Here is a 14869-nt window from a genome sequence, read left to right on the forward strand (position 1 = left end):
GCGTGAGCGCCGGCTTCTTCCCCGAGACGCGTCAGGCCACCATCGTCTTCTCCGAGTGGCGCAACGGCCGCTGGACGCAGCCCCGCCCCGCGTCCTTCTCCGGCGTGCACTCAGACATCGACCCGTTCGTCTCCCCCGACGGACGCCGCCTCTTCTTCTCCTCCATCCGTCCCGTCAACGGCCAGCCGCGCACGGACGTGGAGATGTGGGTGGTGGAGCGTCGCCGCGATGGCGGCTGGGGCGAGCCGCGTCACCTGGGCGCCGCGGTCCACAGCACCGCCGACGAGCTCTACCCGAGCGTGGACGCGGAGGGCACGCTGTACTTCGGCTCGGACCGCGAGGGCGGCTACGGCGGCTGGGACATCTACCGCTCGCGCCCGCGTCACGACGGCTCCTACGGCCCCGCGGAGAACCTGGGACCCGCCATCAACACCGAGTCCTGGGAGTTCAACCCCAACGTCCTCGCGGACGGCAGGACGCTGCTGTTCGCGTCCATCGCCCGCCCGGATGGCCACGGCTACGGTGACCTCTACGTCGCCCGCAAGACGTGGCGTGGCTGGCAGCCGGCGCGCAACCTGGGGCCGACGGTGAACACGGACCTGGACGAGTACCACCCGACGCTCTCGCCGGACCAGCGCACGCTCTACTTCGTGCGCCACCAGTACGAGCCGTTCGTCCCCGGGGAGCTCTACCACGTCCGCGTCGGCGGGCTGCTGTCCGACGACGGCACCTGCGACGTGAGCCACTGAGCCACCGCGTGAGCGCCTCCGCCCGGAGTCATCCCTCTTCCGGGCGGAAGGGCCCCGCGCGAGCATCTCAGCGCGACTGCAGGCGCAGGTTGTCCAGGGCCACGTCGGGGTGGCCCTCGGGCAGGTCGACGAAGAACGCGACGGGCTGCGCGGTGCCCAGCTGGAAGTTGGCGCGCACCCGCTTCGCCACCGCGTCACACGGCATGCGTGGCTCCCGCCCGTCGGCGGTGATGAAGCCGCACATCATCCCCCGCGTGGCGCGCGACGTGTCGAAGGCCACGGCCCAGCCGCGCCCCGGCACGAGCGCCTGCCGCGTCGCCACCCACCGCTGTCCGCCGCGAAGCAGCGACGCGAAGCGCGAGGTCTCACCCCGGGTCCACGTGGCCGGCACCGGCACGGACGCTCCGGGCTCCAGGATGCCCACCCCCACGCGCTGCGAGCGGTACTCGAAGCCCTGGGCCAGCGTGTCGGAGACGACGACCCACTCCGTCACCGCGGCGGCGCCGGAGTCCGCCTCCAGCGAGAGCTTCAGCGTCTGCGTGCCTCCGCTGGTCGCGACGAAGGTGGTGGCGACGAGCCCCGCGGCCTCGCCCGGACGGCTCTGGGGCCTGGCTCCGCGCAGGAGCGTCTGGCCGCCCAGGGTGAGGGTGACTCGCGGCGGCGTGGCCTCCAGCGCGCGGACGCGGACCGACACGCGATAGCTCATGCCGGAGACCACCCGCGCGGGCGGCAGCGAGAGGGGGCTGCTCCGCCCGACGGGTACCAGCGGCTCGTTGGGGAAGCGCACGCGCTCCCAGGCGGAGCACGTGGCCTCGACGCAGGGCCAGGGCTTGGGAAAGGCCTGCGGCGTGAGCGGGGCGCGGCGCAATAGCCAGACATCGTGCTCCAGCCACAGGTGGAGGTTGGGGAACAGGCCGGGCGATTGGGCATCGCAGACATCCGAGGCGCTCCTCGACTCCACGAGCTTGCGCGTGAAGGCCAGCCGCGCGTAGCCCAGCCCCGCGTCTCCCGGGCCGCGCGCGGTGCGCTCGGGGTCCTCGCAGAGGAAGTCGTAGTCGTGCGCCAGGAACACCCACGAATCCCACACGGCCACGGGCCCGAGCAGCTCCTCGGTGCCCAGCGCCGTGTTGCGCTGGGTGATGCCCGCGCCCGAAGAGCCGTGGCAGCCATGCAGCTCGGTGAGGCGAGCGTCCGTGCCCGTCGACGTCACGCCCAGCGAGACGCGGGGGCGGCCGGAGGGGGACCACGGCGTGGAGCGCAGCGGCAGCAGCTGGTGGGCGTCGTAGTAGTGGTAGTTGAGCGTGGGCTCGTGGCCGGCGTAGCGCGTGTAGTGGCGCCAGAGGTCGGAGCCCCGGTCCGCGGGGATGGTGTAGACCTCGTGGGTCCACGACATCGAGACGGGGAGGCCCTCGCCCTCGGACCCGGCCACGCCCAGGTAGTCATAGCGACAGCCGGGGCTCGAATCTCCGCAGTCGAGCAGCGCGGTGTCCGCGCGGGGGAAGGCCGCGGGGCAGCGGTAGTCGCCATACGGCCCTCCGCAGCGCGCCACCACGCGGCAGCCGTAGGACGTCGTGCTGTAGCCCGGCCCCAGCGGTGTCTTGCGATAGCGCGGGAAGGTGCCCGACAGGCTCCGCGCAGTGGCCTCCCAGCCCACCTCGTCGCTGCGCATGGGGTCATACATGCGGACCTCGAGCAGCTGGTTCGCGGGGGACCACACGTTCGTGGCATCCACGCAATGCGCCGCGGTGATGGCCCGGCGCGGTGAGATGAACGTGACACCACACGTGTAGCGCAGCGGTGTTCCATCCAGCCCCAGGACAGGGGCGTGCGTCCCCGGGCGCAGCATGGGGACGAACACCGTCCCATGGCTGAGCCGGCTGCTGGCCAGCGCGCCCGAGGGGCCGAGGTCCACGCGGTAGTAGTCCTGATAGGCCCACTCCACGCGCTGGTCCACGGCCTCCCCCCCGGATGTGTCGGGTGACTCCAGGTGGCCGCCGCAGCCGACGAGACAGGTCATCAGGATGGCCAGATGAAAGCTCGCGCGGACGCGCACGGCGCGTCGTGTCGTGTCCATGAATGTTCCCCCCTCGATGACCCGGCGCGGCGTCCCCTCTCCGCGCGAGTGCTGGTGTCACCGGCACCCCGCATCATGCTGTGCATCTCCCCCGCCCAGAGCCCGCACGACCCGCCCGCGCGTCTGTCGCCCGTCCCACCTTGGAGGTGTTTCACGTCTTCGGGATGGCACTGCTCCCGCGTCACCCCGTGTGCGGGTTGGCGTGGATTTATGCCAATGAACAATGTATAAACGTGTAATCACGGCATATCTTGCCAAGTCGTGATTCCGGCAGGGGCCGGAGTTGCTCATCCCTGGCAGGGGGCGCGGCCGTCCGCGCGGGTGTGAGAACGCGAATGCAACGCATGTTTGAAATGCGCCAGGGAAGCTGGCGCGTGGGAGTGGTGTGCGCGCTGTTGGCCTTGGGTTCGGCGTGTGGGGACGCGGCGGTGGAGCCCGAGTCACCGGTGCCCGAGGTGGTGGAGGCGGACCCGGCGCGTCATCCGGAGCGTCGTGGCATCGGCATGTTGCCGTTGCCGAGCGGGCCGTCGGCGATGGCCATCACGGTGGACCCTCGGGCGTCGCTCATCGTCACCGAGGACGCCATCGTGAGGAACTTCACGCTGCTGCGGGTGATGACGCAGCTGGTGACGCAGTCGGGGGTCGCGGGCCTGACGCCGCTGGCGCTCTTCCAGGACTGGTGGAGCACGCAGGCGCCCCCGGGCTGTCTGCCCGTCTTCAACACCTTCCCCTTCGAGTGTCCGCGGCCGGAGTCGAACCAGGCGTTCGTCAACCCCTTCATCAACCCGGGCACCAACCCCGACGAGTACATCCCGCTGGCGCTGGTCAACCGCTTCGACCTGGCGCCGGTGTCGGGCAGCGACTGCGGTGAGTACCGCATCGTCTTCGGCAAGCGCTCGGGCATCCCGGGCGGCGGCAATCGCAACCTGCTCATCTTCGAGGCGGTGCTGCCCAACCCCAACCCCGCCGCGGGCCTCAATGGCTGTCAGCCGGTCGCCAACTTCTGGGCCTCGCTGACGGGGATGACCACGCTGTCGTCCCGCATCGCCGCGCTGCAGGGCTTCTACTTCAACGGCCTGCCGGGCGCGGGCGTCATGCCGGTGGTGCACATCGACAACTACGGCAACCGCTCCGGGAGCGTGGCGACGGGGCAGGTGCGCACCAACCAGTTCATCGGGCGGCCGTGGACGCTGCGTGAGTTCAGCGTGCGCCGGACGATGTGCGGCGCCACCCCCTGCCAGCTGCGCTTCGTCCCGGTGACGGTGAAGGTCAACCCGGGTGGGACGCTGTTCAACCCGGCGTCCGGCCACGCGCTCGCGCCCACGTTCCAGGGCTCGCTGTTCCCCGGACAGGTGCCCGCGCTGGCCGTCAATGACATCAACCTGTTCAACAACACCATCCCGGACGCGTTCAACAGCGGGCAGAGCCACGTGGGGGTGTTCGAGAACCAGTACGTCGCGCAGTTCGGCCCCGGCCCCAGCCCCTTCCACACCAACGTCCAGGCGGCGATTGCCGCGGCGGGCAGCACGCTGACGCCGCAGCAGGTGGTGGCGCGCTCCATGGCGCTGTCGTGCGCCGGCTGCCACGAGAACAGCAATGGCGCGAACCTCGGCGGCGGGCTCGTCTGGCCTCCGTCGGGCGGCTTCGTGCACGTGGGTGAGCAGTTCGACCCGCTTTCGGGGGTGTTCGGCCCGCGCTACCGCATCTCCCCGGCGCTCACCAACGTCTTCCTGCCCCACCGCAAGGCGGTGCTGGAGACGTTCCTGAACGCCTCGTGCGGGGATGCCACGTGCCAGCCGTGGGAGACGACCACCGTCTGCCCGGCTGACTGCCCGTAGTCCTCGGTCCACCAAGGTTCGGATGTGGGCGCGGAGGCATGTCTATACTCCGCGCCCACCATGACGGCGGACTCCCTCAAGCAGCACCTGCGGCGCACGCTCCGGCGGGATTTGTGGCTGACGCTCACACCCGCGCTGCTCCTCATCGGCGTCGCCTTCGCCGCCGCGTTCCACTTCATCAAGCCCGCGCCGCCCAAGACGCTGGTGCTGGCCATGTCCCAGGACGAGGGCGGCTTCCGCTACTACGCGCGGAAGTACCAGGACTTCCTGGCCAGGCACGACATCAAGCTGGAGCTGCGCTCGACGAAGGGCTCCATCGAGAACGTGGCGCTGCTGGCGGACGAGTCCTCGGGCGTGGACGTGGCCTTCGTGCAGAGCGGCACGGTGGCGGGGGAGGCCGCGGGGAACGTGGTGTCGCTGGGCAGTCTGTCCTACGTGCCCCTGTGGGTGTTCTACCGGGGTGAGCCCCTGGAGGACGTGCGCCAGCTCAAGGGCCGCAAGGTGGCGGTGGGGCCGGAGGGCAGCGGCACGCGCGCGCTCGCCGTCACGCTCTTGAAGGCCAACGGCATCGACGAGGCGCCCACGGAGCTGATGCCGCTGGAGCGCGAGGCCGCCATCGAGCAGCTCAAGCAGGGGACGGTGGACGCCATCTTCCTCATCTCTCCGGCCGAGTCGCCCGCCATCCACCGGCTGGCGGCGGTGCCCGGCATCCGGCTGTTGAGCTTCACGCGGGGCGCGGCGTACGCGCGGCGCTTCCCGTACCTGTCGCGGCTGGTGTTGCCCCGGGGTGTGTTCAACCTGGCCTCGGACGTGCCGGCCGAGGACGTGGTGGTCATCGCGCCCACGGCGAACCTGGTGGCGCGCGACTCGCTGCACCCGGCGCTGGCGTATCTGCTGATGCGCGCGGCCAGCGAGGTCCACGGCAAGGCGGGCCTGTTGGACGGCGCGGCCGAGTTCCCCGCGCCCCGCGAGACGGGCTTCCCGCTCAGCGATGAGGCGAAGCGCTACTACGAGGCGGGGGTCCCCCTGCTGCAGCGCTACCTGCCGTTCTGGGCCGCCAACCTGGTGGACCGGCTGTGGGTGATGCTGGTGCCCATCATCGCGGTGGTGGTGCCGCTGTTCCGGGCGGTGCCGGCGGTGTACCAGTGGCGCATGCGCTCGCGCATCGTGCGTTGGTATGCGCGACTGAAGGAGATTGAAATCCAGCTCGATGAGAACCCCGGGCAGCAGATGCTCGAGGACATGCTCAAGCGCCTGGAGGAGGCGGAGCGCGAGGTCAATCGCATCCCCATGCCGCTGGCGTACGCGGAGAACCTCTACTTCTTCCGCGAGCACATCGAGGTGGTGCGCCGTCGCCTCATCCGTCGGCTCTCCGGTGGGCGGGACGGGGCGGACGCGCACGCGCACTCCGCCAGCGCGTAGTCGGCTCGGACCTCGCGCGGGGCGCTCGCGTGGGCGCCACGCCCGGGGTCGTGGGGGCGCGAGGTGTCGGCCCCGGCTCGGGGCTCCACCCGCCTGGCGCCGGCGACAGCCCCGCGCCCGTCACGCGCGTAACGGGGGCACGGGGGACTGGCCCCCTCTGCGTGCTTCGGTCGACGCCTCCCGTCATGGCCACGCGCAGCACCTGACAGGCGCGCATCAGGCGCCGCCGCGTGTTCACGTGGGTGAGCCCGAGCTGTGCGGCCATGGTGCGTCCATCCAGGTCCCGCTCGAAGCGCATGACGCAGGCCTGGCGCAGGGCTTCCGGCAACTGGGAGACGTGGCGCCACAGGAGCCGGGCCCGCTCGCGCTCGAGCAGGAGGTGCTCGGGCGAGGGGGCGTGGAGGGGGGCCGTGGCCTCGGTGCACGTGTCGTCGGTGAGGTCGTCCGCGCGGCGGGCCCGTGCGCGGTGCTGGTCCACACAGGTGTTGTGGAGGATGCGCGTCAGCCAGGCCTCGGGGTTGTGGAGGCGGTGGGACTCGCGGGGCCAGGCCTCCGCGGCCCGGAGCATCGCGGCGCCCAGCGCGTCCTCCGCGTCGGCGTGGTTGCCTCCGAGCTGGCGCACGCTCCTGGCGAGGAGCCTCGGTTGGTGCTGTCGCCACAGCTCCCAGAAGCGGATCGACGTCGTTTCGTTGAGAGTCTTCACCGTGGACTCACCCCTGCGTGTGAGGCCCCCTTGAGCAACGGCCATGCCCACGCCTGTCCCTCGGACGGCGGCGCCCGGAGGCGTGGACTGGCATGTCAGCGTCGGGCGCTGACATGTCAGCCGAAGGCCCGGGGAGGCTGGCGTCAGACTCGACCCGGGCCTCCTCGGTGTAGCCTGGAGGAGAACCCCGGCTCCGGCGCCGAGCGTCCCCCTCATGTCGCAGCGATTCCTCGATGATGTCTCCACCGCCAGCCCCCCGCGGCGTGGCGGCGACTCCCAGTCCGCGCCCCTGGCGCCGGCGCTGACGCTGGTCTCCCATCCGCTCGCGTCGAGGGTGGGGGAGCGCTACGTGATGGAGGCCTTGCTCGCGGGGCGTGAGGTGGCCCTGTCGCGCAACGAGCCGCTCTTCACGCGCGCGGGGGAGGGGGTGGGGCGACCGCTGGCGGACCCGTTCCTGAGCCGACGTCCGCTGCGCTTCCTGCCGCGTCCGGAGGGCGGGCTCCGGCTGGAGGTGGACGCGGAGGGCACGTCCGTGGTGGTCGGAGGTGTGCCCGGGGGGGCGTGGGATTTCCGGCCGGAGGTGCTCGCGGCGGGGGTGACGCTGGAGCTGGGCGGGCGGGTGGTGGTGCTGCTGCATCGCGTGGCGCTGGACGCGGAGCGCTCGGCGGACACCCTGGGCATGGTGGGGCAGAGCCTGGCCCTGGGCCGCGTGCGCACCCGCGTGCGGCAGGTGGCGGACCTGGAGGTGCCGGTGCTCGTGCGGGGGGAGACGGGCACGGGGAAGGAGCTGGTCGCCCGGGCGCTCCATCAGCGGAGTCCTCGTCGCAGGGGGCCGTTCATCAGCGTCAACCTGGGCACGCTGGCACGCGAGCTCGCGGCCTCGGAGTTGTTCGGCGCGCAGCGCGGGGCCTACACAGGTGCGTCGCAGAGTCGCGAGGGGTTCTTCCGCGCGGCCCATGGCGGCACGCTCTTCCTGGACGAGGTGGGGGAGGCTCCGCCGGAGGTGCAGGTGGCGCTCTTGCGCGTGCTGGAGACGGGGGAGGTGTTCCCGGTGGGGTCACATACGCCCGTCGTCACGGACGTGCGGCTGGTCGCCGCGACGGACGCGCCCTTGGAGGAGCTCATCGAGCAGGGGCGGTTTCGCGCACCACTGTTGCATCGGCTCTCCGGTTACACGCTCCAGATGCCGGCGCTGCGGGAGCGGCGTGAGGACATCGCGCTGCTCTTCCATCACTTCGCGCGGCTGGAGCTGGAGTCGCTGGGCGAGGCGTGGCGGCTGGAGCCCGAGGACCCCTACGCGGAGCCGTGGCTGCCCGCGTCGCTGGCGACGCGGCTGTTGGACTTCGAGTGGCCCGGCAACGTGCGCCAGCTTCGCAACGTGGTCCGGCAGCTGGTCATCAGCAGTCGGGGGCAGCCTCGGCTCCAGGTGGATGCGTCGCTGGAGGCGGAGCTGGGCTCCGGCAAGCGCGAGGAGCCCGTGGCGCTGACGCGCCGCAAGCCGGCGGAGGTGTCGGAGCGGGAGCTCCTGGAGGCGCTGCGGGAGTGCTCGTGGGATTTGAAGGGCACGGCGGAGCGGCTGGGCATCACCCGGGCGTCGCTCTACAACCTGGTGGACCGCAGCCCGCATATCCGCACGGTGAAGGACGTGAGCGCGGAGGAGATCTCTCGCTGCTTCCACGAGTGCGCGGGGGACCTGGACGCGATGGTGCGACGGCTGGAGGTCTCCCGGCGCGCGCTCCAGCGGCGGGTCCGTGAGCTGGGGCTCGGGCCCGCCGAGTGATGGCGTCATCCGGCGTGGCGGGCTCTCGCGGCCACGCTCCATTCAGTCGAACGACGTGAGGAGGCTCGCGTGATGAAGTTGCATGGGATGGCAGTCGTGATGTGGCTGGGAATGGGGTGTGCTCCGGAGCAGGCCGCGCCCGAGGAGGTCCTCGAGACGGGGGCGCAGGCGCAGGACGTCGAGTGTTCCAAGCTGCGGGAGGTGTCTTGCACCTTGGTGCACGGACTGTGTCCGAAGATCGCGCCGGACGAGGTGTGCACCATCACCATCGGACGGGGGCCGGAGCCGGTGACGCCCGCCTTCTCCTGCATCCATCGGAGGCAGTGGCTCAAGCTCCGGCTGGCTGAGGACGTGTCGCACGCCACCATCCACTTCGACGGTGACCCCTCGGGTCACCTGTTCGAGGGGGAGCCGTCGGACATCGTCAAGCTGGACTCCTGGTACAGGCCTTCGTGGTGCGCAAAGGTCTCGGCCAAGGCGTGGTGGATGGACTATCCCTTCCGGGTGTCCTCGGGCACGGGAGAGGGCCAGCCTGGAGAGCTGGAGGTGGTGAGGGATCCAGGCGAGCCCGAGGAGGGGTGAGGACCGCTTGCTCAACGCGGTGAGGTCGTGAGCAGGGGCACCCAGGTCCGCCCGAGTCGAGGGCGGGCCACCAGCGCGCGCGACAGGGCCTCACGGGCCCGCGCTTGTTCATCGAGGGGCTGCGTGGGCGATGAGCGCACGCGCAGGAGTTCCAGCGCCGCATGCAGTGCGCGCGCCTCGAGGTCATCGGGGCGCACCTTCAGCACCGCGGATGCATGCGCGAGGCCTCTCTCCAGCGCGTCGCCTGGGGAGGCATCGGCGAGATGTCGGGCGAGGGCGTGGTCCATGAGGAGTCGCGCGAGCGCGAGCCGGTCGTCATGGGGACGCGCGCTGAGGGCGAGCACGGCTTCGTGCGCCTGCGCCGCCTCGGTGAAGACCGCCTCTTGTTCCCGCGGGAGGCCGGAGGGCGGAGGGCTCGCGATGAGGGGGGCTGTGCCTCGTGTCCCTCGCCATACGAGCGCCCTCAGGCGTCGGGCCTTCGCCACATAGCGCAGGGCTTCCTCATCGCGGGGATTGCGCGTGACCGCTTCGCGCAGCGCGAGCTCGGCGGCTTCGAGCGGGTGGACCACCTCAAGGGCGTCCCGCGGATTGCGCTGGGCCGCGTCGCGAGCAGCAGCCTCGGGCGAGTGGTTCGCAGCATGCTCATCGCGTGGAGCGCGAGTTGCCACGCCTTGCATGGCATCTTCGCGCGGGTGGTTCGCAGCATGCTCATCGCGTGGAGCGCGCGTTGCCGCGCTTTGCAAGGCATCTTCGCGCGCGTGGTTTACCGCAGAGGCCTCGCGTGGAGCGCGCGTTGCCGCGCTTTGCAAGGCATCTTCGCGCGCGTGGTTTACCGCAGGGGCCTCGCGTGGAGCGCGCGTTGCCACGCCTTGCACCGCATCTTCGCGCGGGTGGTTTACCGCAGAGGCATCGCGTGGAGCGCGCGTTGCCACGTCGCGCAGGGGGGCCACGCGTGCGTGGCTGAACCCCAGGCCGCGCTCCCACGCGTACGTCGCGAGCAGCAGCTCGGCGTGGCCCAGGTTGGCCCACGCGGTCGACAGCTCCGGCTGGAGCGCGAGCGCCGCCTGGGCCTCGCGCTTCGCGGCCTGGGCGTCCTCGCGCGGGTCCTCCCCGAGCTCCAGCCGATACGCCGCGCGAGCCGCCAGCGCCTCCGACAGGTTGCTGTACGTCAGCCCCTGTTTCGGCGCGAGCGCGCGAGCCCGGACGAAGGCCTCGCGGGCCTCGTCGACAGCAGGGAAGGGGGATTCTCCTCGCTGCCACGCATCGCGAGCACGCTCCAGGTGCACCAGCCCCACGCCACCGTGGAGCTGCGGCACCTCGGCGTTGAGCGCGAGCGCGCTTCGATACGAACCGAGCGCCGCGTCCAGCGCGGACCGTGCATCCTTGCCCGAGTCACGCGCGCGCGCCGCGCGGAGCGCATGCACCTGCGCTTCGTAGAAGTGGCTGACCAGGTTGCGCGGGTTGAGGCTCCGCGCCTTCTCCAGCGCCTCCCGGGCGCGCTCCAGATCCTCATCCGCCGTGGTGCTGCGTGGATTCGACGCGCGCTTGAACCAGGCGCTGCCCAGGTTGATCCACGCATCCGGCAGCGACTCGTCGATGCCGATGGCGGTGCGGTACGCCTCGATGGCGCGCTGCCGGTTGCCGAGCGAGTCCTCGCCCACCGCGTCCTCATGGTCCGCCCAGACCTTGAAGATGAGCCCCAGGTTGGCGTGATAGTCGTAGCCGCGCTCCCGCGGCGCCACCCCTTCGAACGCCTCGATGGACTGACGCAGCAGCGCGCGAGGGTCCTCGCTGCGCGCCTGCCGCAGCCGCGCCTCCTGCCAGAGCACCAACCCGAGCGCCTGCCGCGCCTCGCTGCGATTCGGCTCCACCTCGAGCGCCGCGCGCGCCGCCTTCAAAGCGGCCTCCAGTGGCGCCCGCACATCCCCACCCTGTCTGCCGCGATACTCCGCGAGCCTGCGATGCAGCATGGCCTTGCGGACCAACGACGGCACATGCCGAGGCGAGGCCGTGAGCCCGCGCTCCAACGCCTCCAAGGCCCGCTCCAGGTGGGGCGTCACGTCCCCCTGGCCATACAGCCCCATGCGCAGCGCCACCTGCTCCACACCCGCGAGCGCCAGGTGCGCCTCCGGCAGACTCTCCGCGAGCGACGCGGCCCGGGCATGCGCCCGTCGCGCCGCGTCCAGGTCCTCCTGCGCGGACTCGCGCCGCCCCGCATCCCAATGACTCGTGGCGCGCGCCACCAGCACGTCCCCCCGCAGCAGCGGCGCCTCGAAGAACCAGGGCAGCCGCTCACCCAACGCATCCAGCCGCTCCAACGCGTCCGCGTAGCGCTCCTCGTGGTACGCGAGCAGCGCCGCGACGTACTCGGCGGGGGGCAGGTCCACGTCGCCGCCCTTCCTCAACCACTCCAGCGCCGGCTCCCGATACTGCGCCACCAGCGCCTTGCGTCGCCCCTGCCGCTCCAGCGCGGGCAGGTGCTCGGACGCGCGCAGCTGCTCCTGGTAGAGCTGCCCCAGCGCGAGCGCCAGCGCGCACGCGACGCGAGGCGTCCGCGTCCCGTGGTGCCACGCGGCCTCCAGCGCCTCCTTCGCGCGCCCGGGCTCCCCCATCGCCAACCAGCCCCGTCCCAGCGCCTCGTTGCCCGGCCCCAGCGCGCGCTCGCCTCCCGCGCGCATCTCCCGAGCGATGTCCTCCAGGCGCGCCTCCAGCGTGCGCCGCTCCTCCCGCGTGTCGTGCAGCCGCGCCAGGGCGGTGTACCGGGCGCGGGCCTCCACGTGCTCGGCGAGCTCGGAGAAGCGGCGCGCAAGATGTTCGCGCACGTCCGCCTCGCGTCGGGCGAGCACCGCCTGCACCCCCGCGAGCAGCAACACCAGCCCCACCACCGCCGCCAGCGTCAGCCCCCGCCAGTGCCTGCGCGCCAGCCGCGCCATCCGGTAGCCCGGCCCCGTCGAGCGCGCGAGCACCGGCGCCCCATCGAGGAAGCGCCGCAGGTCCTCCACCAGCGCCCGCGCCGAGTCGTACCGGCCCCCGCGCTCCTTCTCCAGGCACTTGAGGACGATGGCCTCCAGGTCCGCGGGCACCTCGGGCGCCAGCGCGCGCGGAGGCCGGGGCTCCTCCGTGGGGATGCGGCTGAGCACCTCCAGCGCGTTGCTCCCGGGCACGGGCGCCTGGCCCACCAGGAGCGCGTAGAGCGTGGCGCCCAGCGCGTACACATCCACGCGACGGTCCAGCCGGCTCACCTCGCCGCGCGCCTGCTCGGGCGCCATGTAGTGCGGCGTGCCCAGGATGGCCCCCGTGGCGGTGACGCCTTCGCCCGGCGCCCGCGCCAGCCCGAAGTCCATGACGTAGGGCTTCCACTGTCCGTCGGCCGTGCGCTCCACCAGGATGTTGGACGGCTTGATGTCGCGGTGGATGAGGCCGGCCCGGTGCGCCGCGTGTACGCCCTCGGCGGCCTGCGCCAGCAGCAGCGCCTTCTGCTCGACGGAGAGCTGGCTCGCGACCTGGTGGAGCGGCAGGCCGTCCACGTACTGCATCGCGATGTACGCGCGCCCCTGGACCTGGCCCACCTCGTAGACCTTGCACACGCGCTCGTGCTCCACGCGCGCCTGGGCCTGCGCCTCCGCCACGAAGTGCCTCACCCGCCCGGGCTCGTCGTCCTTCACGAACTTGAGCGCCACGAGCCGCCGCAGCACCAGGTCCTGCACCAGGAAGACGCGCCCCATGCCGCCCTGGCCCAGGAAGCGGATGGGCGCATAACGCTCCCAGCCCGGCACGGGGAAGGGGGGCTCGGCCTCCAGGGCCTCGGGCTCCAGCGGGCGGGGCGCCCCGACCTGGACCGTGGGCGGGCCCACGAGCGCTTCCTGGAGGGCGGCCCGCGAGGCGCTCCGGAGGGAGGCGAGGGTGGCCTCGGACAGTCGCCCCCGGGCATGGAGCAGGTCCAGGGGGCCTTTCTGCTCGCGCTCGACGGCCGCCCGCAGGGACTCCACCTCGTCGTCGGCCAGCAGGCCCTCGAGGAGCACCGCTCGCAGCTCCGCCTCGTCGTCCTCGCGCATCGGTGGTCCCCGGGCGCGCGCGCGTCCGGGCCCCGCCGGAACGCCGTGCGGGGAGGGTTGTACCACCCCGCCCCCGACGACATCCCGTGCAGGCGCCGGGCTGGATTGATATGCAGGGAGCGCCGGACGGCGATGGACGCCGCCCCGCCCGGTCCCGGAGGGCCCCATGTACGCCGATATTGATCTTGCCGCGGTGGGAGTCCCGTTCGCCCGGAGGACGTCGGCCTGAACAGGCCGACGTGAAGGTCCGTCACAGCGCGGTCCTCGCTCCGGGTGCCCTGACGAATCCAGGTGCGCCGCAGGCACCGCCTTGTCCGGAGTCCTTCTCAGTGTCTCTCGAAACTTTTGGTTGGGGGCCCCAGCTGGCCCAGGCTTTCTCCCTCCTCGTCGAGTCGTCCCCTCTTCCCCTCGTCCCCGGCCGCGTGGTGCGCCAGGCCCGAGGGCTGCTCACCGTCCAGACCGCGGAGCGCACCCTGCTGGCGCGCACCGCCGGCCGGCTGCTCCACCAATCCTCCAGCGCTGAGTCCCTGCCCACCGTGGGGGACTGGGTGGCCCTCCAGCTTCCTCCAGGCGAAGGGGAGGGGATGCTCCACGCCGTGCTCCCCCGCAAGAGCCTGCTCGCGCGCCGCGAGGTGGGACGCGAGAGGGAGGTGCAGCTCATCGCCGCCAACCTGGACGTGGTGCTCCTGGTCGCCGGCCTGGACGGGAACTTCAACCCCCGCCGCATCGAGCGCGCCCTCACCCTGGCCTGGACGAGCGGCGCCTCCCCCGCGGTGCTGCTCACCAAGGCGGACCTCCATGACGACGCCGACGCCGTCGTCGAGGAGGTCTCCGCGCTGGCCCCCGGCGTCCCCGTGCTGGCCCTGAGCTCCAGGACCGGCGAGGGGCTGGACGCCGTGCGGGCCCTCATCCCCGAGCACCGCACCGGGGCCCTGCTGGGCTCCTCCGGCGTGGGCAAGTCCACCCTCGTCAACCGCCTGCTGGGTGAGTCGCGCCTGGCCACGCAGGAGGTGCGCTACGAGGACGACAAGGGGCGTCACACCACGACCCACCGCGAGCTGTTCCGCCTCCCCCACGGGGGGCTGCTCATCGACGGACCCGGAATGCGCGAGCTGGGGCTGCTCGGCGAGGAGGAGAAGGCGATTGAGCAGGCCTTCACCGACATCCTCGAGCTCGCCGAGGGCTGCCGCTTCCGCGACTGCACGCACCAGCGTGAGCCCGGCTGCGCCGTCCGCGCCGCCGTCCAGTCCGGGGCCCTCCCCGAAGAGCGCCTCTCGAGCTTCGAGAAGCTGCAAAAGGAGAAGGCCTTCCAGGCGCGTCAGTCGAGCACCGCGCTGCAGAAGGAGCAGCGGCGCATCGACAAGAGCCGCTCCGTGCAGGGCTGGGAAATCACCCGCGCCAAGCGCCGACGGGACTGAAACCCGGACCGAAAATTCGCCGTAAATCCTCCGCTCAAGGATTCCGACGGGCCGCGTTTGGATATTTCGAAAGGTGGGGACACCCGGGCAGAGCCTGGATGTCCGAGGGCTTCGGGCGCTGAGCGTCCGGGCAGGTGGGTGGGGGGAGTGTCCGGGGGAATCACCGGCACTCGGGTTTTCGAACGTCCGACGTTCGAGGGGGGAAGAGGCGCGCCGGGGGGCTCGCCTCGGACCTTTTGAGGGGGCGC

At 72.0% G+C, this 14869-nt stretch carries 9 protein-coding genes; 6 read left to right on the forward strand and 3 right to left on the reverse strand.

The features are described from left to right. Positions 1–2: 2 nt before the first annotated feature. Positions 3–749, forward strand: a complete 747-nt coding sequence (locus K8625_RS34420) for a hypothetical protein (RefSeq protein WP_223785067.1) — start codon at positions 3–5, stop codon at positions 747–749. Between the two features lie 67 nt (positions 750–816). Here the strand turns inward: K8625_RS34420 and K8625_RS34425 are convergent, their stop codons facing one another. Next, entirely contained in the window at positions 817–2823 is a 2007-nt protein-coding gene (locus tag K8625_RS34425) for a hypothetical protein (RefSeq protein ID WP_223752213.1), read from the reverse strand. Positions 2824–3167: 344 nt separating this feature from the next. Between K8625_RS34425 and K8625_RS34430 the strand changes: the two genes are divergently transcribed. Continuing rightward, positions 3168–4661, forward strand: coding sequence for a hypothetical protein (locus K8625_RS34430; RefSeq protein ID WP_223752214.1), 1494 nt, complete (start codon positions 3168–3170; stop codon positions 4659–4661). Positions 4662–4721: 60 nt separating this feature from the next. After that, entirely contained in the window at positions 4722–6083 is a 1362-nt protein-coding gene (locus tag K8625_RS34435; RefSeq protein WP_223785068.1) for a TAXI family TRAP transporter solute-binding subunit, read from the forward strand. Here the strand turns inward: K8625_RS34435 and K8625_RS34440 are convergent. Continuing rightward, positions 6019–6786 (reverse strand): sigma-70 family RNA polymerase sigma factor, encoded by a 768-nt coding sequence (locus K8625_RS34440; protein WP_223785069.1) that lies wholly within the window; start codon positions 6784–6786, stop codon positions 6019–6021. The two genes, K8625_RS34435 and K8625_RS34440, sit on opposite strands and share 65 nt — an antisense overlap. A gap of 214 nt (positions 6787–7000) precedes the next feature. On the opposite strand from K8625_RS34440, the gene K8625_RS34445 reads away from it, so the two are divergent. Both K8625_RS34445 and K8625_RS34450 read left to right on the forward strand, forming a co-directional pair. Continuing rightward, a complete protein-coding gene (locus K8625_RS34445) occupies positions 7001–8566 on the forward strand; it encodes a sigma 54-interacting transcriptional regulator (protein WP_223785070.1) in 1566 nt (521 codons plus the stop codon). An 87-nt stretch (positions 8567–8653) separates the two neighbouring features. Then, positions 8654–9148, forward strand: coding sequence for a hypothetical protein (locus K8625_RS34450; protein ID WP_223752218.1), 495 nt, complete (start codon positions 8654–8656; stop codon positions 9146–9148). Between the two features lie 11 nt (positions 9149–9159). Here K8625_RS34450 and K8625_RS34455 read toward each other — a convergent pair whose 3' ends face one another. Then, on the reverse strand, positions 9160–13203 hold the full coding sequence (locus K8625_RS34455) for a serine/threonine-protein kinase (protein ID WP_223785071.1): 4044 nt from the start codon (positions 13201–13203) through the stop codon (positions 9160–9162). 329 nt (positions 13204–13532) lie between these two features. On the opposite strand from K8625_RS34455, the gene rsgA reads away from it, so the two are divergent. Further along, positions 13533–14621, forward strand: coding sequence for a ribosome small subunit-dependent GTPase A (gene rsgA / locus K8625_RS34460; RefSeq protein ID WP_223751238.1), 1089 nt, complete (start codon positions 13533–13535; stop codon positions 14619–14621). The last annotated feature ends 248 nt before the right edge of the window (positions 14622–14869 follow it).

Origin of the sequence: Myxococcus sp. AS-1-15 (genome assembly GCF_020037055.1) — a bacterium.
Taxonomy (GTDB): Bacteria; Myxococcota; Myxococcia; order Myxococcales; family Myxococcaceae; genus Myxococcus; species Myxococcus fulvus.

What these genes read in the sequence shown, in the direction of transcription:
- K8625_RS34455 (WP_223785071.1), bottom strand. Translation starts at nt 13,203, where the DNA reads ATGCGCGAGGACGACGAGGCGGAGCTGCGAGCGGTGCTCCTCGAGGGC.
- K8625_RS34425 (WP_223752213.1), bottom strand. Translation starts at nt 2,823, where the DNA reads ATGGACACGACACGACGCGCCGTGCGCGTCCGCGCGAGCTTTCATCTG.
- K8625_RS34430 (WP_223752214.1), top strand. Translation starts at nt 3,168, where the DNA reads ATGTTTGAAATGCGCCAGGGAAGCTGGCGCGTGGGAGTGGTGTGCGCG.
- K8625_RS34445 (WP_223785070.1), top strand. Translation starts at nt 7,001, where the DNA reads ATGTCGCAGCGATTCCTCGATGATGTCTCCACCGCCAGCCCCCCGCGG.
- K8625_RS34450 (WP_223752218.1), top strand. Translation starts at nt 8,654, where the DNA reads ATGGCAGTCGTGATGTGGCTGGGAATGGGGTGTGCTCCGGAGCAGGCC.
- K8625_RS34435 (WP_223785068.1), top strand. Translation starts at nt 4,722, where the DNA reads ATGACGGCGGACTCCCTCAAGCAGCACCTGCGGCGCACGCTCCGGCGG.